The sequence below is a fragment of the Desulfovibrio gilichinskyi genome (genome assembly GCF_900177375.1).
In the GTDB taxonomy this organism is placed as follows: Bacteria; Desulfobacterota; Desulfovibrionia; order Desulfovibrionales; family Desulfovibrionaceae; genus Maridesulfovibrio; species Maridesulfovibrio gilichinskyi.
Genome location: NZ_FWZU01000001.1, coordinates 325302 through 348123 on the forward strand (window position 1 = coordinate 325302; position 22822 = coordinate 348123).

Annotated in this window: 20 protein-coding genes; 15 read left to right on the forward strand and 5 right to left on the reverse strand. The window is 41.1% G+C overall.

The annotated features are described in order from the left end of the window. Positions 1 to 136 precede the first annotated feature (136 nt). The 9 genes from lysS to B9N78_RS01575 all read left to right on the forward strand — a co-directional run bounded on the left by lysS (position 137) and on the right by B9N78_RS01575 (position 10035). Positions 137 to 1669, forward strand: coding sequence for a lysine--tRNA ligase (lysS, locus tag B9N78_RS01535; RefSeq protein ID WP_085099222.1), 1533 nt, complete (start codon positions 137 to 139; stop codon positions 1667 to 1669). Continuing rightward, the gene (locus B9N78_RS01540; RefSeq protein ID WP_085097320.1) at positions 1666 to 2895 is read left to right on the forward strand and encodes a lipoprotein-releasing ABC transporter permease subunit; all 1230 of its coding nucleotides are present in this window, start codon (positions 1666 to 1668) and stop codon (positions 2893 to 2895) included. Before lysS ends, B9N78_RS01540 begins: the two co-directional genes overlap by 4 nt. Beyond that, positions 2888 to 3571: an ABC transporter ATP-binding protein gene (locus B9N78_RS01545; protein ID WP_085097323.1), complete on the forward strand. Its 684-nt coding sequence runs from the start codon at positions 2888 to 2890 to the stop codon at positions 3569 to 3571. Before B9N78_RS01540 ends, B9N78_RS01545 begins: the two co-directional genes overlap by 8 nt. Further along, complete coding sequence (bamA, locus tag B9N78_RS01550; RefSeq protein ID WP_085097326.1) at positions 3558 to 6272, forward strand: outer membrane protein assembly factor BamA; 2715 nt, start codon at positions 3558 to 3560, stop codon at positions 6270 to 6272. Before B9N78_RS01545 ends, bamA begins: the two co-directional genes overlap by 14 nt. Before the next feature lie 102 nt (positions 6273 to 6374). After that, the gene (locus B9N78_RS01555; RefSeq protein WP_085097329.1) at positions 6375 to 6902 is read left to right on the forward strand and encodes an OmpH/Skp family outer membrane protein; all 528 of its coding nucleotides are present in this window, start codon (positions 6375 to 6377) and stop codon (positions 6900 to 6902) included. 6 nt (positions 6903 to 6908) lie between these two features. Beyond that, positions 6909 to 7937, forward strand: a complete 1029-nt coding sequence (gene lpxD, locus B9N78_RS01560) for a UDP-3-O-(3-hydroxymyristoyl)glucosamine N-acyltransferase (RefSeq protein ID WP_085097331.1) — start codon at positions 6909 to 6911, stop codon at positions 7935 to 7937. Position 7938: 1 nt separating this feature from the next. Next, positions 7939 to 8403, forward strand: coding sequence for a 3-hydroxyacyl-ACP dehydratase FabZ (gene fabZ / locus B9N78_RS01565; RefSeq protein ID WP_085097334.1), 465 nt, complete (start codon positions 7939 to 7941; stop codon positions 8401 to 8403). Then, a complete protein-coding gene (gene lpxA, locus B9N78_RS01570) occupies positions 8403 to 9200 on the forward strand; it encodes an acyl-ACP--UDP-N-acetylglucosamine O-acyltransferase (RefSeq protein WP_085097337.1) in 798 nt (265 codons plus the stop codon). The genes fabZ and lpxA overlap by 1 nt, the downstream gene beginning before the upstream one ends. A gap of 4 nt (positions 9201 to 9204) precedes the next feature. After that, positions 9205 to 10035, forward strand: a complete 831-nt coding sequence (locus tag B9N78_RS01575) for an LpxI family protein (protein ID WP_085097340.1) — start codon at positions 9205 to 9207, stop codon at positions 10033 to 10035. A gap of 82 nt (positions 10036 to 10117) precedes the next feature. On the opposite strand, the gene B9N78_RS01580 is transcribed toward B9N78_RS01575, so the two are convergent. From B9N78_RS01580 to B9N78_RS01595, 4 genes are all read right to left on the reverse strand, one after another. Continuing rightward, positions 10118 to 10363 carry an FmdB family zinc ribbon protein gene (locus tag B9N78_RS01580; protein WP_085097343.1) on the reverse strand — a complete coding sequence of 82 codons (246 nt, stop codon included), beginning with the start codon at positions 10361 to 10363 and terminating at the stop codon, positions 10118 to 10120. A gap of 97 nt (positions 10364 to 10460) precedes the next feature. Continuing rightward, positions 10461 to 11318 (reverse strand): ATP-binding protein, encoded by an 858-nt coding sequence (locus B9N78_RS01585; RefSeq protein ID WP_085097346.1) that lies wholly within the window; start codon positions 11316 to 11318, stop codon positions 10461 to 10463. Beyond that, positions 11319 to 12179 (reverse strand): nucleotide-binding protein, encoded by an 861-nt coding sequence (locus B9N78_RS01590; protein WP_085097349.1) that lies wholly within the window; start codon positions 12177 to 12179, stop codon positions 11319 to 11321. Positions 12180 to 12248: 69 nt separating this feature from the next. Beyond that, on the reverse strand, positions 12249 to 12533 hold the full coding sequence (locus B9N78_RS01595) for a DUF5320 family protein (protein WP_085097352.1): 285 nt from the start codon (positions 12531 to 12533) through the stop codon (positions 12249 to 12251). A gap of 190 nt (positions 12534 to 12723) precedes the next feature. Here B9N78_RS01595 and B9N78_RS01600 point away from each other — a divergent pair, with 190 nt between their 5' ends. The 6 genes from B9N78_RS01600 to B9N78_RS01625 all read left to right on the forward strand — a co-directional run bounded on the left by B9N78_RS01600 (position 12724) and on the right by B9N78_RS01625 (position 22053). Further along, on the forward strand, positions 12724 to 13575 hold the full coding sequence (locus tag B9N78_RS01600; protein ID WP_085097355.1) for a damage-control phosphatase ARMT1 family protein: 852 nt from the start codon (positions 12724 to 12726) through the stop codon (positions 13573 to 13575). A 182-nt stretch (positions 13576 to 13757) separates the two neighbouring features. Beyond that, positions 13758 to 16976, forward strand: a complete 3219-nt coding sequence (locus B9N78_RS01605) for an AsmA family protein (RefSeq protein WP_085097358.1) — start codon at positions 13758 to 13760, stop codon at positions 16974 to 16976. Between the two features lie 78 nt (positions 16977 to 17054). Continuing rightward, positions 17055 to 18440, forward strand: coding sequence for a YihY/virulence factor BrkB family protein (locus B9N78_RS01610; RefSeq protein ID WP_085097361.1), 1386 nt, complete (start codon positions 17055 to 17057; stop codon positions 18438 to 18440). Positions 18441 to 18538: 98 nt separating this feature from the next. Further along, complete coding sequence (locus B9N78_RS01615) at positions 18539 to 19189, forward strand: Crp/Fnr family transcriptional regulator (protein ID WP_085097363.1); 651 nt, start codon at positions 18539 to 18541, stop codon at positions 19187 to 19189. 191 nt (positions 19190 to 19380) lie between these two features. Continuing rightward, positions 19381 to 21258, forward strand: coding sequence for an anaerobic carbon-monoxide dehydrogenase catalytic subunit (cooS, locus tag B9N78_RS01620; protein ID WP_085097366.1), 1878 nt, complete (start codon positions 19381 to 19383; stop codon positions 21256 to 21258). 18 nt (positions 21259 to 21276) lie between these two features. After that, positions 21277 to 22053: an ATP-binding protein gene (locus tag B9N78_RS01625; protein ID WP_085097369.1), complete on the forward strand. Its 777-nt coding sequence runs from the start codon at positions 21277 to 21279 to the stop codon at positions 22051 to 22053. A gap of 85 nt (positions 22054 to 22138) precedes the next feature. On the opposite strand, the gene B9N78_RS01630 is transcribed toward B9N78_RS01625, so the two are convergent. Then, positions 22139 to 22789 carry a YdcF family protein gene (locus tag B9N78_RS01630; protein ID WP_085097372.1) on the reverse strand — a complete coding sequence of 217 codons (651 nt, stop codon included), beginning with the start codon at positions 22787 to 22789 and terminating at the stop codon, positions 22139 to 22141. Between the last annotated feature and the right edge of the window lie 33 nt (positions 22790 to 22822).

The window sequence follows — 22822 nt, forward strand, 5'->3', positions numbered from 1 at the left end:
AGGGTAATTAGCTTAGGCAGACAACGGATCTCGTATTTTTCTAGACTTTATTCGGTTATGGAGAATTAATAAGTTGAGCGGCAACAAAAAGAAGCAAATAAAGCTGGCAACCAAATCAGAGCATGTGGCATCATTTATGCCCCTGCTTGAGGCTCTGCAAGCTCAGAATGAACTTAATCAGGTTCTGAAGAATCGTGTAGAAAAGGCTTGTACCCTTCTTGATGAGGGTGTGAAACTTTACCCTAACGACTTCAGTAAAGATACAGATGTTTCATTTATTTGGGACAATTACGACAAAACTCCTGCTGAAGAGATTGATAATCTCGGCAAGACGTTTAAGATGGCAGGTAGAGTTTTAACTCTGCGTTCCTTCGGTAAAGTCGCATTTTTTCACCTTCAGGATCCTAGCGGTAGGATTCAGGTTTATGCTGCAAAGGACGACCTTGGTGCGGATCTGTATAAAATTTTTAAAAAATTTGATATCGGTGACATTGTCGGAGTTGAAGGAGAACTTTTCAGAACTAAAACTGATGAGTTAACTCTTAAAGCTACTGCCGTTACTCTTATCACTAAATCTATGCGTCCGCTTCCTGAAAAGTATCACGGACTTAAGGATGTTGAGACCAGATATCGTCAGCGTTATGTTGACCTGATCGTTACTCCTAAAGCTCGTGAGATTTTCCAGAAGAGGACGCTGATTGTCCGCTCTATAAGGAATTACCTTGATAATTTGGGCTTCATGGAAGTGGAAACTCCCATGATGCAGTCAATTCCTGGCGGAGCTGCGGCAAAACCATTTGAAACACATCATAATGCACTCGATATGAAGCTTTACTTGCGCATTGCACCGGAGCTTTATCTTAAACGTTTGCTGGTTGGTGGTTTTGAAAAAGTTTATGAGATTAACCGCAGTTTCAGAAATGAGGGAATTTCCACTCGTCATAACCCGGAATTCACAATGCTTGAATTCTACTGGGCATATGCAAACTATGTGGACCTCATGGACCTTACTGAAGATATGATTTCGAAGATATGTAAAGCCGTTAACGGTGATACTAAAGTTACCTATCAGGGTGAAGTTATTGATTTGACCCCGGGTGAATGGAAGCGTGTATCGTTCCATGATTCTCTGGAGAAAATCGGTGATGTTTCTCCTGAAATCTATTCAGATTATGATAAATGTAAGGAACTGGTTAAGAACCTTGGCGAAAAAGCCACTGACGGTGAAAAACTCGGTAAGCTTCAAGCTAAACTGTTCGACCTGCTTGTTGAACCTAAGCTGATTCAGCCTCATTTTATTTATCATTATCCTACGGAAATTTCTCCTCTTTCTAGAAGAAATGAAGAAAATCCCGATTTAACTGACCGTTTTGAACTTTTTGTGTGCGGCCGTGAGCTTTCCAATGCTTTTTCTGAATTAAACGACCCTGTTGATCAGCGTTGCAGATTTATGGAGCAGGTTGCGGAAAAAGAAGCAGGCGATGATGAAGCTCATAATATGGATGAGGATTACGTTCGTGCTCTTGAGTACGGAATGCCTCCGGCCGCAGGTCAGGGTATAGGTATAGATAGACTTGTAATGCTGCTTACTGACAGTGTTTCTATCCGTGAAGTTATTTTGTTCCCGCTTCTGAAAAGTGAAGCTCCTTCCGGCACTGGTGGCGCATGAAATTTGAATTATTCGTTGCATTAAGATATTTATTTACTCTGAGGAAGAATTCTTTCATCTCAGTGATTTCTCTTTTTGCAGTTTGCGGTGTAGCAATCGGTGTTGCGGCACTGATTGTTGTTATGGGTGTTATGAACGGGTTTTCTACTGACTTGAGAGACAAGATTCTTGGAGTCAATGCGCATATCGTAGTATCGGCGTATGATGGAGCTCTGGATAATTACCATCACATCGTTGATAAAATTGAAAAATTAAAAGGCGTTACAGGTGTAACGCCTTTTATCTATTCTGAAGTAATGCTTTCCAGTCGTGGTGGAGTTAAAGGAGTTGTCTTGCGTGGTCTTGATGCTTCTTCTGCCAAAGGGGTTTTGAGTCTGCCCGGAGATATTACTTCCGGCAGTGTTGATTCGTTATCGTCAAATAGTACAATCCCTGAAATTATTATAGGTACACAGCTGGCTAAGAGACTCGGACTTGTAATAGGTGACTCAGTCAATCTGCTGTCTCCTACAGGGCAGAAGAGTGCAGCCGGATTTACTCCGAAAGTCCGTATCTTTAATGTAGGCGGTGTTTTTAGAACCGGAATGTTTGAATACGATTCTTCATTAGCCTACATCAGTAACAAAGCTGCACAGAATTTACTCGGTTTTAAAAGAGATTTCGTATCCGGTCTTGAAATTCACGTTGATGATGTTTATGCCGTTGATCAAATCGCTCAGCATTTAGAAAAGCTGCTTGAAGGATATCCGGTGCAGATAAGAACCTGGAAGCAGATGAATGCTAACTTGTTTGCAGCATTGAAACTTGAAAAAACGGCAATGTTTATCATTTTGGCGATGATTATTCTTGTCGGTTCATTTAGCATAATAACTACTTTAGTAATGCTTGTTATGCAGAAAACCAGAGATATTGCTGTTCTTATGTCCATGGGAGCAACATCCGGCAGCATCCGGCGGATTTTTATGTGGCAGGGAACGTTGATAGGACTGATCGGTACAAGCATGGGGTATCTGATAGGTGTGCCTATTGCGTTGCTTCTTAAGAAATATCAGTTTATCAAATTGCCAAGTAATGTTTATCCTGTTGATTATTTACCTATAAAAATGGATATGATGGATTTGACAATAATAGGTGTTTCTGCCTTTTTGCTTTGTTTTCTGGCTACTCTGTATCCGGCAAAACAAGCTGCAGCGCTTGAACCTGCGAAGGCTCTGAGATATGAGTAGTTTACTTTATAAACTTACTGGTATCGGGAAAGAATTTGAAGGCCCCACTGAGATTGTTCAGGTTCTGAACGATGTTAATTTGGATGTTGAGTCAGGTGAGTCCCTTGCTATAATGGGGTCATCCGGTTCAGGTAAAACAACTCTTCTCCATATTTTAGGGACACTTGATACCGCCTCACGGGGTAATATTGATTTTGCAGGAATGAATTTTAATGATATGCCTGCTGAGAAGAGAGCGCAGGTCAGGAATCGGGAGATAGGTTTTATTTTCCAGTTCCATCATTTGCTTCCGGAGTTTACTACTTTGGAAAATGTTGCCCTGCCTGCTATGATAGCAGGTATAAGTCGGAAAGATGCTTCTGCTATGGCGCGCGAGGCTCTGATACTTGTCGGATTGGAAAACAGGCTGGATCATAGAGTGACCACTCTTTCCGGTGGCGAGAGGCAGCGGGCCGCAATTGCCAGGGCTGTTCTGCTTAAGCCGAAAGTTCTGCTTGCAGATGAACCTACCGGTAATTTGGATGAGAAAACAGGGAAGATGGTTGGTGAAATGCTGGTTTCTCTCAATGAAGAATTAGGAATGACTCTTATAGTTGTGACCCATAATATAGAATTGGCCGGTATTATGAAACGCCGGCTTGAGTTGCGTTCCGGAGAACTTTATGTCCAGAATTAAAATCATGTTTTTGCTGATAGCGGCAACTCTAGCTTTTTTGCTCAATTCAGGAGCGGAAAAAGCGCAAGCCGACGAAGCCTCCAGCATTGTACTTTCAGTGCTTCCTTTTGAAGTAAATGCCAATGCAGATACTCAATATCTAAAGGATAGTCTGCCTACACTTATTTCAGATAGATTGCGTGCGGCTGGATTTAGAGTCGTTGATCAGAAAAAAGTGATGCAACTTGTTGATGAGCAGGGTTATGAATTTTTGAATTTGCAGTCGGCAAAAGATATGGCGCTCCTTTCAGGGGCCGGCTATTCTATATATGGTAGTTTCAGCCAGATAGGCGAAGACCTAAGTCTTGATGTCCGTTTAGTCGATGCTTTTGGCATGAAATCTGCCATTCCATTATTTGTAAGTAAAAAAGGGTTGATTAATCTTTTGCCGGCTGTTGATGAGCTTGTCGCAAAGGTTAAGCTTGAATTGCTGAGTCAGGATAAAATTGCAGATGTCGAAGTCGTGGGAACCAGAGTCCTTGATAAAGACGTTGTCATGATGCGTACTAATATTAAAATCGGTGATATTTATACTCCTTACAAAATTAACGCGGACCTTAAAAATATTTACGCCCTCGGTTATTTCGATGACGTCAAAGTTAAAGTAAGTGACGTTCCAGGCGGAAAGAAAGTTGTTTTTGAAGTTGTTGAAAAACCTCGAATTCAAGCTATTTCTGTTCAGGGTGCTGATGCAATCAGTTCTGATGATATTCTTGCCGCCGTTAATACTAAAACTGGCGCAGTTCTCAACCCGAAAGTACTTTCCGATGACCTTAATACTGTACGTGAAATGTACCGTAAGGAAGGTTATTATAAAGCCAAAGTCGATTACAGCGTAGACGGTGAGGGAGCCCAAGCCCGCCTTAATCTTAATATAGATGAAGGTAAAAAACTTTACATTGAAGGTATCATTATACAGGGAGCTAAACAGCTTAATGCTGATGAAGTCAAAGCTCAGCTTGCATTAACTGAGAGAGGGTGGCTTTCCTGGTTTACTAAAACCGGAGTACTTAAAGAAGAGCTTCTTGAGCGTGATGCTTCAGCTATTTTAGCATATTATGGAAACCGCGGATTTATTGATGCAAAAGTCGGTGAGCCTGAAGTCGAAATAAAAGATGACGGTATATATGTGACTTTTCAAGTTTCTGAAGGTGATCGCTATAAGGTTGGCAGTGTTGAACTGAGAGGAGACCTCATTGTCAGCAAGGCAAAATTGAAAGAAATTATTGCTTCGGATGACATGGCCGACGGTGGAGAATACCTCGACAGATCTGTTCTTCGTGAAGATATGAAAGCTATTTCAGATTTTTATGCCAACTTCGGCTATGCATACGCAGAAGCCAATATTCAGTTTGATCAAAACTCCGAGGATAAAACTGTCGGAATTACTTTTATGATTACTAAACGTCAGAAAGTTCATATCCGCAGAGTTATTATTGAAGGGAACGCAAAAACCCGTAATAACGTAATATTACGTGAAATGCGTCTTGCAGATGGCGATTTGTTCAGTGGAACAAAGTTGCAGCGTTCAATTGTCAGATTGAATAAGTTAGACTTTTTCAGTGAAGTGGATATTGAGCCGGTTCCGACCGGTGATCCCAGTGAAATGGATTTAAAGGTTAAGGTTAAAGATAAAAATACCGGTATGGTCAGTGGTGGTATCGGGTACTCAACATCAGACAGTGTTTTCGTTTCAGCCAAAATTACCGAACGAAATTTGTTCGGTCGCGGTTGGGATTTCGGTCTTAATGGCGGATGGAGTTCAAAGAGTATCAGTTATGGTATTAACTTCTATAACCCACGCGTCGGCGATACCTTGTGGGGCTCAGGAGCTCAGACTTACTGGCGTAATGAAGATTATGATGATTACGATAAGCAGACAATCGGTGGAGTTATTGAAGCTACATACCCGCTCGGCGAGTATACAAACTTCTTCAGTAATTATCGTTTAGATAACTATTATATTGACGATATTTCAGATGATGCAGCTCAGGAAATTAAGGATATTGAAGGCACTAACTGGTCCAGTGTTGTAACTGCAGGTTTTAAAAGAGATACAACGAACAAAGCCTTTAATCCTTCAACCGGTACTTTGAACACTGCAAAGGTTGAAATGGGCGGCGGTATATTGATGGGTGATGACTCATACGTTAAATATACACTCGATTCCAACTACTTTACTCCAGTATTCTGGGATTTGATCTTCCATTGGAGAGGTAAAGTTGGATTTATTCATGATAACTTCGGCAGCGGTGATATCCCTGTTTTTGAAAGATTCTATTTAGGTGGAATTAATGATGTCCGTGGTTACTCTTCAAGAGGAATTTCTCCTCGTGACAGTTCTTCCGGTGATCGTATCGGTGGTAATAAGATGATGTTCATGAACTTCGAGCTGTTATTTCCGATTAATGAGGAATTCGGTCTAGTTGGTGTTGCTTTCTTTGATATAGGTAACTCATGGGATGACGGACAAGATTTCTTTTCTGATACTAAACAGGCTGACGGAAGCGATCTCACACTCGGACTGTACAAGAGTATCGGTGCTGGTATAAGGTGGTTCTCCCCAATGGGACCGATCAGAGTTGAATACGGTTACGGCCTTGATAAACTTCAAGATAGCAACCGTCATAAGATTGAATTCTCAATGGGGCAGTTCTTTTAACAGAGTTTGATAGAATTAATTGATTAGCAAGGGCATGTCTGGAATACCTGGCATGCCTTTTCCACTGAATGTAGTCGTTAGACAATAAAGGAGTTTTTAGTAATGCGTAAAATTCTATTTTTAGTTTTGATTTTGGTATTGGCTTTTCAGGCACAGGCTTTCGCTGATACTCAGAAAATGGCCGTTGTTTCTCTCGACAAATTGCTTAAAGATTCTGAAATAGGTCAGGTTGCTTATAAGCAATTAGAAGAAAAATTTAAGTCTGCTAAAGCTAAAATGGAAGTTCAGCAAAAAGAACTTGAAAGTTTAAAACAGTCTTTGCAGAAGCAGAGCCTTGTACTTTCATTAGAAGCTAAGCAAGATAAAGAGTTAGAATTCAAACGTAAAGTTCGCGATTATCAGGACCTTGCACAAGCAACCCAGAGAAAAATGCAAGCTGAACAGCAAAAGCTTGGAACTCCTGTAATGGAAGCTGTTAAAGAAGCTGTCGATTCATACGCCAAGAAAAACACAGTAACTGCTGTATTTGATAAAAGATCTTCTGGATTTCTTTATGTAGACGATACTGTTGATGTAACAAATGAAGTTCTTCTTGAAATGAACCGTGCTTTCAGAGCAGGTAAAAAGTAGGGATTTATGCTTTTATCAGAACTTGCAGCCTTACTCGGGCTAACTATATCCGGTAAAGATGTTAACATTACCGGAGTTAATACTCTGGAAAATGCAGGACCAAGTGAGCTTTCTTTTTTAGCTAATCCTAAATACGAAGTTCAACTTGCGACATCAAAAGCTGCAGCCGTAGTACTTGATGCAAAATATGCTGATCAGGTTGAGTCTGCTATACTCAGCGAAAATCCGTATATGGATTTAGCTAAAGCAATGCATGTTTTTTCAAAGCCTCAGGGATGTATCGAAGGTATTCATGAACTTGCCTTTATTCATCCAGATGCTGAAGTTGATGAAACAGCTACGGTTTATCCGTTTGCTTTTGTTGGCAAAGGGGCAAAGATCGGTCCGAACTCAAAGATTTTTGCCGGAGTTTACATCGGCGAAGATTGTGAAATAGGATCAGGATGCTGTCTTTACCCCAATTGCTCTATCATGGCCGGCATAATTATCGGTTCCGGTGTTATTATTCAGCCTGGAGCAGTTATCGGCGGTGACGGATTCGGTTATGCACAGGTTTCAGGAAAGCATATGAAAATTCCTCAAATCGGTACTGTCAAAATCTGTGATCATGTTGAGATAGGGTCTAATACTACTATTGATAGAGCTGCTCTTGATGTAACAAGAATCGGTTCAGGTACTAAGATAGATAACCTTGTTCAGATTGCTCATAATGTTATTACCGGCGATGATTGTTTAATTATTTCTCAATCCGGCATAGCTGGAAGCACTAAACTTGGTAATAGTGTCATTTTGGCTGCTCAGGCTGGATTGGTAGATAATATTAAAATCGGAAACGGTGCAATTATCGGAGCGCAATCCGGAGTTACGAACGATGTTCCGGACGGTTTTGTCGGAGCTGGTTCACCGCTTCTCGAAAAAAATAAATATTTGAGAAGTTCTATATCACTTAAGAAGTTGCCGGATATGGGAAGAAAACTTTCCACTCTTGAAAAGCGTATTGAAGCCCTTGAGGTTGAGCTGGCAAAAGGAAAATAAGATGAGTAAAACAGAAATTAGTTATCTCAATATACAGAAAATTATGTTGATGCTTCCTCACCGTTACCCTTTTCTTCTTGTCGATAGAGTGGAAGAATTGATACCCGGTGAGCATGTCAAAGCATATAAAAATGTCACTATGAATGAACCTTTTTTTCAGGGACATTTTCCAGATTTGCCCGTAATGCCGGGCGTTTTGATTATAGAAGCTCTCGCGCAAGCCGGAGGGATGATCGTCCTGAGTGTTGACGGCATAGATGTTGATAACAAGGTCTTTCTATTCACTGGTATCGATAAGGTTAAATTTCGTAGACCTGTTGTTCCGGGTGATAAACTGGAATTGAATGTTACTAAAATTCGTAATAAAATGAATATTTGGAAAATGAAATGCGTAGCTACCGTTGATGGTGAAATTGCTGCGCAAGGCGAAGTTTCCGCCGCTATTGTAGACAAGGAGTCTTTATAATGTCGACAGGCATTCATCCTACCGCTATTGTTGATCCAGGTGCGGTTTTAGGTGCCAATGTTACCATCGGACCATTTTGCGTGGTTGAAGGTAATACTGTAATCGGTGACAATTGCTCACTTGATTCATTCGTTCAAATCAAGTCTTTTACCCGTATGGGGAAAGGTAACTCTATTCATTCTAATGCTGTTCTCGGTGATGCGCCTCAGTACCTCGGTTTCAAAGGTGATGAGACAACATTAGAGATTGGCGATAATAATATTTTCCGTGAATTCGTCACTGTTAACAGAGGTACTGTTGAAGCCGGCGGACGTACCTGTATAGGAAATGATTGCATGCTTATGGCATATGTACATGTTGCACATGACTGCCAGCTTGGAAATAATGTAATCATTGCCAATTCATCTAACTTAGCAGGTCATGTTCACGTTGGAGATCATGTAACAATAAGCGGTATGTCCGGAATTCATCAGTTTGTCCGCATTGGTGAATATGCTTTTATCGGCGGCATGGCCGGTTTTACGAAGGATTTACCTCCTTATATGCTTGCTACCGGTATTCGCGGAGTATTGCATGGTCCTAACTCAATAGGACTGAGAAGACATGGATTTGATTCAAAAACCTGTATGGCGATTAAGAAAGCATATAGAATTATTTTCAGATCAGGACTTACCAAAGATGAATCTCTGGAAATGGCTGAAAAGGAATTGTCAGATTTTCCTGAGGTCATGAAGCTCATAACTTTTGTAAGAGAAAGTGAGCGTGGAGTTTGTCCTGCTGACCGCGGGCCAGAATAATTTTATGGTCAGTGAAACTGAAACAATTGGACTTATAGCAGGAGGGGGACAGTTCCCCCTCCTGGTTGCTAAAGGAGCCGCAGCACAGGGAAACCATGTTGTGGTTGTTTCTTTTAAAGGGCATTCTAATGATGACGTTCATAGTGTCGTTGATGCGTGGAAGGAACTCAAGCTGGGACAGCTTTCGAAGCTGATTGATTTTTTTCACGAAAACGGGGTTACAAAAGTTGTCATGGCAGGGACAATCAATAAGCCTAAAGCTTTTGATATTCGTCCTGATTTTAGAGCTGCAAAGTTGCTTTTTAAGCTCGCTACCAAGGGTGACGATGTTCTTCTCAGAGCTGCTACTGACGAGTTTGAGTCCGAAGGATTTAAGGTTGTAGGTCCTCATGTTTATGTTCCGCAACTTCTTACTCCAGCTGGTTTACTGACTAAACGAGCACCTTCTGAAATTGAGCAAAAAGATTTAGCTTTCGGATGGAAAATTGCTCACGAGTTAGGGCGTATGGATATCGGACAATGTGTTGTTGTACGAGAAGGCGTTATTACGGCGGTCGAAGCGATCGAAGGTACCGATGCAGCCGTTAAGCGTGGTTGCACTCTTGGCGGAAAAGGTTGTTCTATTGTGAAGGTCTTTAAGCCCGGGCAGGAAGACCGTGTTGATATGCCCTCAATAGGCTTAAAAACAGTTCAAGAAATGAAAGAACTTGGGGCTACATGCTTAGGGGTGGAAGCCGGAAAAAGTCTTTTCTTTGATCTGGATAAATCATTAGAATTTGCTGATAAGAATAAGATATGTATTGTCGGTTTAACTTCTGACTGGGTACAGAGCTAACAGCTTTTAGATTTTAAAAATTTCAGCTCCGGCAAAATGGAATTGATCCGTTTTGCCAGAGCTTTTTTATTAGGATTCCAGATTAAGCTTTTCCGCAGCACGATCCCGGAACGCATCCTTTTGATGAAGGACTTGATCCGCAGCAACCTCTTCCTCCATGCGGAGTGGTTGTCGGAGTTTCTTTTCCCGTCAGTGTTGAAGGCGAGGAAATCAGCTTTTCTCTACTTTTTTTACCGCATGAAGGACATTCTCCCTCTGCGTCACTATTGACGGATAGTTCCTCATAAATTTTTCCACATTCTAGACATATGTATTCATAAATGGGCATTTTGTGTCTCCTTGCGCAAACGTATTACCAGATAATAACTAATAAATTAAGGTAATAAAGGATGTTAACTTTTAATAACTTAGATGTTCAGCGAACCTTAAAAGTTTCTTTCCATTTTTTCCCAAATTTTCTTTATTTCCTTACCCATTCCATTCGGGTCGAATTCAACAACTGAAAGACCTGCCAACTGTGCTTTTGTAAATATTGTATCATACCCAAGTTCACCGACAATAAGGATTTCTTTTTCAGAACAGAAATTTTTGATTTCATTTTCCTGATCAGCGTTGATACCGCACTTGTTGATGATGGTCATTGATGGAATTCTAAAATGTTCCGTCAGCTTATGGACTCTTTTTAGGTCATGCACTGCTGATATTGTCGGTTCAGCTACAAAAACAGCCAGATCGGCATTTGTCAGTGATGCAATAACAGGACAGCCAACTCCTGGCGAACCGTCAACCAGTACTAATTCCGCTCCGTTTTCTTCTGCCGCAGCTGTGGAAGCGTTACGCACGGTTGTTACCAGTTTACCTGAGTTTTCTTCACCGATTCCTAACGCCGCATGAATCATTGTACCGAATCTAGTGTCTGATTTGAACCATTGACCACAATTGCGGGGCTGTTCCGTAACCGCTCCGACAGGACAGATAAAGGAACAGACTCCGCACCCCTCACATTTTTCCGGAATAATAGAAAAATTTTTTGAAATAGCTCCGAATTTGCAGTTTTCAATACACATGCCGCACTGTGTGCAGAGTTCAGGATTAATCGATGGACGTTCTCCGCTTACAAATTCATGAGTCTCAAGGATTGTCGGGCTCAGAATTAAGTGAAGGTCTGCCGCATCCACATCACAGTCAGCTAAAACTTTTTTGGGACCGACTGAAGCTAGAGCTGAAACAACGCTGGTTTTACCTGTGCCGCCTTTTCCGCTTATTACAACTAATTGTTTCATTTATCTGGCCCCGTTTGAAAGAATTTGAATAGATGACCAAATCTTAGCGAATTCATCTTTGAATCCCGGTATGGCTTCATAAAGAAGCCCTCCGCCTGAATATATCGCTGCTGCTTCACGACTGTGCGGTAATGTTCCAAGTAGCGGTATTTCTTTTTCAGCCAAATACTTCTCAACTCTGTCATCGCCCATGCCGGAGCGATTGATAATAACACCGTATGGTTGTTTCAGAGTGTCCAGAAGCTGTACCGCCAGATCAAGATCATGAAGTCCGAAAGGTGTTGGTTCGGTGACAAGTACTACAAAATCTGCGTCTTCAATCGACGTAACAACAGGGCATGATGTTCCGGGAGGGCAGTCATAAATATTTATTTCAGCTTTTGGCGATATTTTTTTAACAGCTTTAATAAGCGGTGGGGACATTGCTTCCCCTATACGGAGCAGCCCGCTTGTAAAATCAATGTTTCCTGATTTTCCGAAGGAGGTCGTTCCGATCGTTCTTCGTCCTTCTCCTATTGCATCCGCCGGGCAGGCTAAATCGCATAGTCCGCAACCATGGCACAGTTCAGCGAAGACCATAACTGAGTCCACCATCCAAATCAGAGATTTGAAACGGCAAAGCTGAATACATTTTCTACATGATTCACCGATACACTTGTCTTCATCAACAACCGGAACGGGAATGAATTCTTCTTTCTCCGGACCTAATTCCGGTTTTAGAAAAAAATGAGCATTCGGCTCTTCTACGTCGCAATCAGTAAAACTTACTTTAGTTCCGATCGAATCCAGATAGGCGGCAAAGTTAACAGCAACAGTGGTTTTTCCTGTGCCGCCTTTTCCGCTTGCAATAGCTATCCGCATATATGTATATCCTGTTTACTTTTATAAATTTAAGGCGCGATGTTTTCGCGCCTTGTCTTAAAAGCTAATCTACTTTTCTTGTGCTGCTTTCAGCTTTTCATTTTCGGCTTCAAGTTCGGCAATGCGTTTTTCCAGATTTGTATCAGGTTGCTGTCCTGCATCTTGATTATTCTGGGTTGTGTTACGGCATGACCCGTCTCGGAGTCCCCGTCCCATTCCGCGACCTTGACCCATTCCTTGACCTTGGCCTAAACCTTTGCCGCCGGATTGACCTTGTCTATTTCCGGCTTTACATGGTCCACGACCCTGTCCACTTGAATTGGAGCCATTTTGATTTCTGTTTATTGCGGGCATTGTTTTGCTCCTTTAATTTGGTTATTGATACTTCAGGCATAGCAACAGTTGTGCCTTTATTGAAAGAACTTAAAAAACAGTCAGTTGCTTAAGTTTGCGTGAGCGTTTAAAATTTTATAGGCGCATTATTAGCCTGTTTTTAATAATATAAGAATCAAAAATAGTCCTAAATAGTAAAAGGTCTTTATAAATGAAAACTCAGCTTGACTGTTTACCGTGTTTTCTGAATATGGCTTTAAATGGAATCAGAAAGGCTTGCCCGGGGCAGGAAGATGTTCATGAAGCCGTTATACGTGAATGGGCGAAAGGGTTTGCCGAGGCAGATTTTAATGAATCACCTCCATCAATTGCCGGAAGATTATTTAGGATGACTTCAAAACATATCGGTAATGTGGATATTTTTAAAGCTCAGAAAGACGCATCAAATAAACGGGTGCTGGAATTACTTCCCAATATTACCGCGACTGTACATGGAAGCACAGATCCGCTGCTTGCCGCAATGGGAGTCTCAATTATCGGGAATTATATGGATTGCGCCTTGATAGAACAATTCGACTGGGAAGCTGAATTAGGACATCTTGAAAAAGGCTTAGACAAATCATTATTTGCATCTTTTATAGATAAGGTCAAAGTTCAAAAATCTCTTTTGATTCTTGGTGATAATGCCGGAGAAATAGGTTTAGATACAATTCTTACCGGATTATTGCAGGCAGATGGGGTCAAAGTGACTTACGCTGTCAGAGGAACTAATATTCTCAATGATGCTACCTTTGAAGATGCAAAGATTGTAGGTATGTCTGATATATGCGAAGTTATTACTTCCGGCGTGGATACACCGGGTACAGTGCTTGATAGATGCAGCCCGGAATTTAAAGAAAGGTTAAAAAAATCGCCTGTTGTTTTAAGCAAAGGGCAGGGCAATTTTGAATCTCTTTGGGGCGTAATGGATGATGTTTACTACGCTTTTAAAGTAAAATGCCCTGTTGTAGCTAATATTACCGGGCACCCCATGAAAACATCCCTATTTTGCATAGAAAATTAATTGTGGCTATAATCGATAAAAATATATGTTTTCATATCTATTTGATGGATATATTGAATCATTATCTTTAGTCGGTTACGGTATCCGTACGTTTTTTAAGGAACTCTTTACCTTGTCTATGATTTTGCTTTATCTGAGTTGAAAAATTATTAATTCTGTTAAATAAAAATAGAGTGTTGTGTGTGCTGCTCAGAGTAAAAAAAATATTTTGGATTATTTTTCTACTGTTCGATCTATGCCTGCTTGCCGGGGTAATGGGCGGTATTTATTATATTGAATCGGAAAGTCCGCGAAATGAACTTGAAGCTTATCTCGGGAAAATAACCGGTCGCCAAGTCGTTTTTGAGGAAAATTTAGATTTTGTATTTTACCCATGGCTTGGGTTTCAGACAGGAGCTGTTTCTGTAAACGACATTTCTGCGGATAATTCACTCCCCATGGCTACTGTTAAAGATATTGATTTTAAGGTTCGTCTTTTACCTCTTCTTATAGGTAAAATTGAACTTGATACTGTAATAGTCGACTCACCTGTGCTCAGAATTTACCGGGGAAAAGACGGAAAACTTAATTTACCGTTAGAACATATTTCATCAAATGATCAGCACGGCGCAAGCGGAGCTGGTGCGGTTCTATTTAAATCCATATCTGTCCGCGGAGTAAGTGTAGAGAATGCCACTTGTGTATACAGTGACGCTTTAACCGGAAACGAGTTTAATGTTTCCGGGGTAAGTATAAGGACCGGACCTCTCATAAAAGGTAGTCCTGTTGCTTTCACCGCCAGTGCAAATCTAAATACAGATTTACTGAATATCGACGCTGAAGCCGAAGTTAAAGGATTGCTCAATGCTTCGTTTAATGATGAAAACGTTGATCTTTCGGACACATCTCTTTCATTGCATGTCGCGAGTGACAAACTTTTAGGTTCCGGCGGATCTATTGAAGGCATCGCGTCACTTGATTTTGATTTAGTTAAAGGGAAGATTGATGTCCTGAATCTTGTTTTGCAAGGTCTCGGTGTTCGCCTTACAGGTTCTGCTGTATGTAATAATATTTATGGAGCCCCTGATTTTGCAGGCGAATTAAAATCTACCAAATTTGAGCCTAAAGCTCTTTTTTCCAGATTCATTCCCGAAAAGGTCCCGCCTGAAATGGATAAGGTGCTAAATTCCGCATCCTTTTCTGTTGCGTTTAATTCCACCTTGGAAAAAACAGAGTTTAAGAATTTAGTGCTGGCAATTGATGATACTGTTTTTCGAGGTGAATTTTCTGTAAAGGATTATGCAAATCCGTGGGTAGAGTTTAATGTTACCGCCGATAGTCTTATTCTCGATGATTATACTAAACTTTTTGCGCTGAAGAAGTCATCTGAATCAACCAGTTCTTCTGAATCAACTGCTACGAGCAAATTTAAAAATCTTGTTATTGCCGATTTGGTGCGGCGTATTCCATGCAATGGAAAAGTTGAAATAGGTAAACTGGCTTATGGCGGTTTACGTATGGATAATTGCCGTTTATTTCTTTCTCCCGGACCTAGAATTGCCAGCGTCAGTGTGGAAAACGGTACTTATCTGGATGGAAATTTTGCTGTTAAAGCGAATCTTGCATTTGATAATCAAAAAGATAAAGACACGTTGTTCCTGTCCGGAGATGGCTTAGTTTCGCCTATTTCATTATCCTTACTTCCTGTTAAAATTGACGGATTAAAACTTACTTCAGGAAAAGGGCGAGTTGCTCTCGGGTCTTTAGAATCAAGCGGCAGGACTCTTAGCGAAATTATTAAGAATTTTAAAGCTGAGATCTCAATGGATGGGACTAATGTCAAAGCTTCTCTAAGTTCTAAAGATATTCCAGCCGAATTTAGACAGATAAGCGGACGGAATGTTCATATGGGCGTGACTGTTGCTCCTCTTACAATCGATTCATTAGAGGGAATGACAGGGCGTAATTTGAAATTAAACCTTTCATGTGAATTACTCAATCCCACGGCAAACGTTCACGGTGCTTTTTCAGGAAATGTTATTGCCGCGCGAAATTCTACAAACAGTTTGATGGTTAAAAACGGGGAATTGTCTTTATCACTTGATGGCAAATCGCTTCCTGTTATTAAACAAAAAGTCACGTTTGCCTGCCAAGGTGAAGCTGCTTTAAAAAATCAAAGCATCAAGCTTAATAATTTTGTCGTAAGCAGCGGCAAAGTCAATATTAAGGGCGATCTGAGCTCTGAAAGGTTATTTGAAGAAACTGCCGCGGTTACTGGCCATCTTTTACTGAATAAGACAAATTGCTTAGATATATTCAACGTGTTCGGTATAAGTAAACCTGCTACCCAAGACCCCAAAGCTTTTAACTCGTTTGCTCTGGATAGTGCTTACCAGATTAACGGCGATAATCTTATTTTGCGTGTTAATAGCTGCAGTCTTGATAATTCAACTGCAAAAGGTACTTTTGAGATTAGTAATTTTAAGAAGCCTGTTCTTAATTTTGTTTTAGAAGCTGACGATGTTGATGTGGATAAGTTTTTGCCCCCTGATGAGCCTGCCGCCAAAGAAAGACCTGTTGGATTTAGAAAAGTCGGAGCTCCTAAAGTTGCTGAATGGCAGTTTCCGGAAGCCTTCTTGGAGTCTGTAAATGCAACAGGAAAAGTGAATTGCGATGCATTCCGTATTTATGATTTTGCAGGGGAGAAATTAAGTGCAGATGTTGATATGACGCACTCCGTAATCAATATAAAAAATATTAAAGGTATTTTCCATCAGGGGAACATTGCCGGTAAGCTTTCTATAGGTTTTAAAAACAGTACGGTTGCTTTAAAAACGGACCTGGAAGCTCGGGGATTTCAAGCCGGGTTGTTTTTTGCTGATTATGCAGGCAGGGAATATGTTAAGGGAATTGCGGACTCCTCTGTTAAACTCAGCGGTCATTCCAGTGCCAATATAGATTTTATTGATACTTTGAGCGGGCATTATGCATTTAAAGTTGTTAACGGTTCATACCTTTTTGCTAAAAAAGTAGATCCGAAAAGTGATGACTCGAAAAAACTCAATCCGACTTATTTTTCAGTTTTAAAAGGCGTAATTGATGGTGATAAAGGTGTTTTCACCGTCAAAAAATTCTTACTGAATACTGCTTATATGCGTGCTACAGCTAAAGGCGGATTTAGTATTCCCGCAGATTCTATTAATGTGCACGTTAATGCCGATATTATTAAGTTACCGAATTTATATTTAAAAATTGTAAATGCCTTTTTAGGTGCTATTTCAGGCGTAGATGTCCATGTTTCCGGCCGGCTTAGTGATCCGCAGGTGAACGTTTTAGGTCTTCAACGTTGGAATGAAGTTTTCAGCGATATATTGGGGTTACCGGAACAGTCTTTCAGCTTTTTTAGCAAATTGCTATTCTGACAAGATTTAAAAGTGTTAACGTTAGCTGATATTGAAATTTAGCATTGTTCCAATTTTAGGTTTTTAAGGAGGTTCTCGATGACTGTTGGAAAAATTGGAGACATAATTTCAGAATTTTTTACAAATGAAATTTGGAACTGGGATTCTAATAATGCAATTTTTTTACGCAGACTTTTTTACACATGTTCGCGTGTACTATATCTTGTTTTTTATGGATTTTGGAAAGATCAATGTATGATCAGGGCTTCCGCTTTAACTTTTACAACTATGCTTTCAATTGTCCCCTTTATAGCTGTTGCTTTTTCTATCTTAAAAGGAATCGGCTTTCAGGATTCTTCATATATTCACGAAATGCTTCTTAAAGTTTCGGCAGGAAAAGAAGAAGTCGTGGCTAAGATGCTTGAATATGTAGATAATACAAACGTTAAGACGTTAGGAACAGTAGGTATTGCGACCTTACTTTTTACTGTTTTATCTACAGTCGGAACTGTCGAGAAAGCTTTTAATGTAATTTGGAAAGTTAAAAAAGGCAGGACGTTCTGGCGGAAATTTACAGATTTTTTTTCAGTCATCTTTATTTGCCCGGTAGCCGTTATTGCCGCAACAAGCGTTAGTGTTTCAATACAGAAACATGCGGTTCTTGCTTCTTTGCAGGACATTTACGGAGTCTCAACTATGGAAAATTTTTTCATTAAACTTGCTCCGATGGTTTTAATCTGGGTTGCATTTACGTTTATTTATGCCTTTATGCCGAACACGCGAGTCCGCCTTTTCAGTGCCGGTGTTGGCGGGATTGTAGCCGGAACAGTTTGGCAACTGGCGCAGTGGGCATACATTAACTGGCAGATAGGGGTTAGCAAATATAATGCAATTTATGGAAGCTTTGCACAGTTACCGATCTTTTTAATGTGGCTTTATCTGAGCTGGGTTATAGTTCTGCTTGGTTCTGAAATCAGTTATGCGGTGCAAAATGTAATGCTATATCGGCAGCAGCGTTTTATGCCTGATGCCAGTATGGAAGATTTACAAAAAGTATCTTTGCTGGCTTTGAGCTTAATGAGCGTGCGGTTTAATAGTGCACAGCAAGCCTATTATGTTGAAGACCTTGCAAATGATATGGGCGTTCCTGTCAGCTTTTTAACCCCGATGCTTGATAAATTTGTTGTCAGTGGCCTTTTGGTAAAAGGAAGCGACGAGGAAGCAGAAAAAGATATTTATACTTTTGCAGTATCTCCTGAAAAAATTACTTTGCTACAAATTCTATCAATTCTTTCAGGTCATGGTAATGGCGTTACAGAACGGATTAACAGCTCTTGTATGGTATATGTTTCAGATCTTATTGATGAGATGGAGCAAGTCCTTGTAGATAGCGGTAAGGATATTTCTCTTGCACTGTGCGCTGACCAAATGGTGCAGGCCACTTCATGCGCGGATGGAGGGAAAAAATTGTCTGAACCCGCTTAGAAAATTTAATTTTATAAAAAAATCTTATGATTTGTTTTAACGATCCTTTTAAGTTGCCATGTAGTTTTAAATTAGTTTTGTAATTAAAGAGGATCCTTATGAAATTCTCCGGTATTAATCTTCTTGATGAATTGAAGCGGATAGAACTTGCAGATCTTCGAGATGTGTTCAATTCACGCCAAGTTAAGAAAGGTGCGATTGTTTTCAGTCCTGATCAGGAAGAGGATTTAGTTTTTATTGTTGAAAGCGGAAAGGTGCGGATTTATCTTGGATATGAGGATAAAGAATTTACACTTGGTATTTTACAACCTGGTGATCTGTATTCAACTCATGCAGGATGTTTTGTGCAGGCACTTGAAGACGGCTCACTTTTGACAACTGATGTCCAGTCTGTGAAGCGTTGTATGACCGAAGTCCCTTTGTTTAATAGGACAATGGTTCGTGTACTTGGGAAAATTCTTCAGAATTCATTTTCAGTTATCGGAGGGCTTGCTTTTAAAGATATTTATGCCCGTTTGAGTGGATACCTTTATAAAGAAGCACATAGCGCAGGTGTTCCTGTTGATGGCGGAATTGAGCTGGAGCTTGATTTAACAATTGAACAACTTTCTCAAATTCTCGGTGCCACCCGTCAAACTGTCTCAACCTTGCTTAACAACATGGTTCGCGAAGGTCTCGTTGTAAAACGCGGACGCTCAAAATGGTTTATTCCAGATTTAAAATCTCTTGAAAATGTTGTTAATTCATAGCGTTATGAGTGTATACTTTCTTAGCTGATTGTTAATTGTTAACTTATATATGTATTTTATACCTGTTTTGTCGGATATCCGACAAACAAATAATTATGAATTGTTTATCTTGTAGTTGAGGTCCTGAATACAGGGGTGTTTTCAAGGCAAGCAGTTCATTTTTGTTCGTTTAAAACAGGGAGAGTACTAGTATGGCAAAGCAACCGCTTCCGGTAGAAGAGTTGTCGATTTGGGATGATGCGCAGGCTATGATAACCAAGGCGAGGGCTGAGGGGATAGAGACTGTTCACGAAAGGCTTCAGCAACAAACTCCCCATTGTAAATTTTGTGAACTTGGGGTCAGCTGCCGTAACTGCACTATGGGGCCGTGTAAAATTACTCCCAAAGCTCCTCGTGGAGTTTGCGGGGCGGATGCAGATGTTATTGTTGCCAGAAATTTCGGGCGGTTTATTGCAGGTGGCTCCGCAGGACATTCTGACCATGGGCGAGACTTGATTGAAGTTCTTGAAGCTGTTGTAGAGGGTGAAACTACTGACTATAAGATCACTGACGAGCCTAAGCTCAGGCGAATAGCCGAAGAAGTCGGAATCGCTGTTACAGAGCGTGATATCAAAGACGTTGCTACTGATCTTTTGGAAGTCTTTTTCGGTGACTTCGGAAGTCGCAAAAAAGAAATATCATTTCTCTCACGCGTTCCTCAAAAACGTAAAGATATCTGGAATAAGCTTGGTATGACTCCTCGCGGTGTCGACCGAGAAATTGCAGAAATGATGCATCGCACCCATATGGGATGTGACAATGATGCTCCGAATACGATGATTCATGCGGCAAGGACATCTCTTTCTGACGGTTGGGGCGGTTCTATGATCGGAACCGAGCTTTCAGATGTTATTTTCGGAACGCCTTCACCTTCCATGTCTGAGGCCAATTTAGGCGTTATCAAAGAAGACAAAGTAAATATTCTTGTTCATGGACATAATCCGGTTGTTTCCGAAATGATCCTTGCCGCAGCCCGTGATCCAGAGATCATTGCTGAAGCAAAGGCTCTCGGTGCTAGCGGAATTAATGTTGCGGGACTTTGCTGTACTGGCAATGAATTGCTTATGCGTCAGGGAATTCCTATGGCAGGAAATCATCTGATGACTGAGCTGGCTATCATTACCGGAGCTGTTGAAGCAGTGGTTGTCGATTATCAGTGTATTATGCCGAGTCTTGTTCAGGTTTCCGGCTGTTATCACACCAGATTCATTGATACTGCGCAAAAAGCTAGATTCTCGGGAGCTATTCATTTTGATATTCATCCACACAACGCACTTGAGCAAGCTCGCGAAATAGTACGGCTTGCAGTTAAAGCTTACGCTGAACGTGATGCCTCACGTGTTGATATTCCCTGTGAACCAGTAAAAATTATGACAGGTTTTTCAAACGAAGCAGTAATTTCTGCACTCGGTGGAACTCTTGATCCACTGGTTCAAGCGATTATTGCCGGAGATGTACGCGGCGCAGTCGGGATTGTCGGCTGTAACAACCCAAAGTTCAAACAGGATTCTATGAATGTTGGTCTTGCTAAGGAGCTAATCAAGAAAGATATTCTTGTTCTGGTAACAGGGTGCGTAACAACTGCTGCAGGTAAAGCCGGACTTCTAGTGCCGGAAGCTATTGAAATGGCTGGTCCCGGTCTTAAAAAAGTTTGCGGCGCGCTTGGAATTCCTCCTGTGCTGCATTACGGTTCATGCGTTGATAACGCGCGCATCCTTCAGCTTTGTGCAGCACTTGCCAATGCTTTGAATGTAGATATCAGTGATCTTCCGGTCGGAGCTTCTTCTCCCGAGTGGTATTCTGAAAAAGCCGCAGCGATCGGTCTTTACGCTGTGGCCAGCGGCATTTATACTCATCTTGGACATCCACCGAATATTCTCGGTTCTGAAACAGTTACCAACCTTGCTGTTTCCGGCCTTCAAGATCTTGTCGGGGCTTCGTTTGTTATTGAACCTGATCCTGTTAAGGCTGCAGAGCTTTTTGATATACGTATCAAAGCTAAGCGCAAGGGACTTGGACTCAGCGAATAGAAATCGACGGAGTATGGTATGAAACTGGCATTTGCAGGAAAAGGCGGAGTGGGGAAGACTTCGGTTACAGCATGGATGGCGGATTGGCTGGCCAGACAAGGTCATAATGTCTGGATGATTGACGCGGATACTGCTTTGTCACTGGGGCAGGCATCAGGGCTTGATCCTGATTCTTTGCCACAGCCTATAATCAGCAGAAAAGACCTCGTGCATGATCGTATTCATGAAGGAGGTTTTCTGAACCTTAATCCTGATGTAGGCGATTTGCCGGATGAACTTGCTGTCGATGTTCCGCTGACATCTACACCTTTGCCCGGTATAACGCCCGGACGTAAGCGAATGCTTATTATGGGAGGACTTACCAATGCAGGCGGAGGATGTGCGTGTGATGCTAATGCCTTACTCAAGGCTCTTCTGGCACATGTTGTGATGGACAGTCAGGATTGCGTCCTTGTTGATCTGGAAGCAGGAGTCGAGCATTTGGGCAGAGGGACAGTAATGCATGTTGACGGCCTTGTTATTGTGTCTGAGCCGAGTATGCGCAGTTTTCAGACGGCATCTGATGTAGCACGCATGGGAAAGGAATTGGGACTGGATAATCAGGTTATGGTTGTAAATCGCTTTACGGGCGGAAATCCTCCAGACCTTCCGCATCTTCCCAAATGGTATATAACAATTCCACCTTTGCAAGGGCTTATTGAACGGCAAATGACGGACGGTAATGTGTTAAATCTTCCTGAGTCAGGTGAGATTGATGGAATTCTTGAGCAGGTTGTGAAACAACTGGGACTTTAGAAAAAATAATCCCGGATAAATTAATTCGTTATACTGCGACCTTCCGAAATATTGAGATAAATCAATTTTTTGGAAGGTCGTTTTTTTAATTCTGCGTAGAACTTCTGAAAGCTCCACCTAAATAATAAAAAACATTTTTAGTTGCTTCTAAAATTATATATGGAGCTGTGTGAAAGTTGGTCCACCATTTTTTTAGAACAGGCTCATAAGGATCTCCGACAACAATAAAGTCTTTGTCTGGAAGCGCATCACGAAATATTTTGCCTGCACGTCCTGTATGAAGCGGAGATGTAACAAGAATAATTTTTTTTATATCAGTGGGTAACTTGTGTTCAGTGAGTTCTTTTTTTAGCTGTTCGGCTTCATCAATCGTGCTCATATTCTTGCCGCCGAAGTATTTAATGTTGCTTTCCGGCACGCCCTTTTTAAGTAAAATTTCCCGATAAATTTCCCACTGAAGCTTGCGGGGTATCCCTAAACGGCGGATAGCTTTTACTTCGTCATATGCGACAGGTTTACTGACTAAAACTAAAGGGGCGTAACCTTCGTTATAAAGGTCTGCTGCATAAATTGGGCGGAAATACTGTCCGCCCAAAACAACTATTGCATCAGCTTTTTCCAGATTATCAACTCGGTGTAAAATTTCCGGTGCATAGAAAAAAAGAACTGCTGAAGCCATAATCCCTAAAAAGGTGATTGCCCCAAGCAGAGTAAGCAAGTTGCGTATCAGCTTCAAAATACAAACCTTTGCGTAAAAGTTTAATCACTC

Coding starts and splice junctions, on each gene's coding strand:
- lysS (WP_085099222.1), top strand. CDS start 137: ATGCCCCTGCTTGAGGCTCTGCAAGCTCAGAATGAACTTAATCAGGTT.
- B9N78_RS01540 (WP_085097320.1), top strand. CDS start 1,666: ATGAAATTTGAATTATTCGTTGCATTAAGATATTTATTTACTCTGAGG.
- B9N78_RS01545 (WP_085097323.1), top strand. CDS start 2,888: ATGAGTAGTTTACTTTATAAACTTACTGGTATCGGGAAAGAATTTGAA.
- bamA (WP_085097326.1), top strand. CDS start 3,558: ATGTCCAGAATTAAAATCATGTTTTTGCTGATAGCGGCAACTCTAGCT.
- B9N78_RS01555 (WP_085097329.1), top strand. CDS start 6,375: ATGCGTAAAATTCTATTTTTAGTTTTGATTTTGGTATTGGCTTTTCAG.
- lpxD (WP_085097331.1), top strand. CDS start 6,909: ATGCTTTTATCAGAACTTGCAGCCTTACTCGGGCTAACTATATCCGGT.
- fabZ (WP_085097334.1), top strand. CDS start 7,939: ATGAGTAAAACAGAAATTAGTTATCTCAATATACAGAAAATTATGTTG.
- lpxA (WP_085097337.1), top strand. CDS start 8,403: ATGTCGACAGGCATTCATCCTACCGCTATTGTTGATCCAGGTGCGGTT.
- B9N78_RS01575 (WP_085097340.1), top strand. CDS start 9,205: ATGGTCAGTGAAACTGAAACAATTGGACTTATAGCAGGAGGGGGACAG.
- B9N78_RS01580 (WP_085097343.1), bottom strand. CDS start 10,363: ATGCCCATTTATGAATACATATGTCTAGAATGTGGAAAAATTTATGAG.
- B9N78_RS01585 (WP_085097346.1), bottom strand. CDS start 11,318: ATGAAACAATTAGTTGTAATAAGCGGAAAAGGCGGCACAGGTAAAACC.
- B9N78_RS01590 (WP_085097349.1), bottom strand. CDS start 12,179: ATGCGGATAGCTATTGCAAGCGGAAAAGGCGGCACAGGAAAAACCACT.
- B9N78_RS01595 (WP_085097352.1), bottom strand. CDS start 12,533: ATGCCCGCAATAAACAGAAATCAAAATGGCTCCAATTCAAGTGGACAG.
- B9N78_RS01600 (WP_085097355.1), top strand. CDS start 12,724: ATGAAAACTCAGCTTGACTGTTTACCGTGTTTTCTGAATATGGCTTTA.
- B9N78_RS01610 (WP_085097361.1), top strand. CDS start 17,055: ATGACTGTTGGAAAAATTGGAGACATAATTTCAGAATTTTTTACAAAT.
- B9N78_RS01615 (WP_085097363.1), top strand. CDS start 18,539: ATGAAATTCTCCGGTATTAATCTTCTTGATGAATTGAAGCGGATAGAA.
- cooS (WP_085097366.1), top strand. CDS start 19,381: ATGGCAAAGCAACCGCTTCCGGTAGAAGAGTTGTCGATTTGGGATGAT.
- B9N78_RS01625 (WP_085097369.1), top strand. CDS start 21,277: ATGAAACTGGCATTTGCAGGAAAAGGCGGAGTGGGGAAGACTTCGGTT.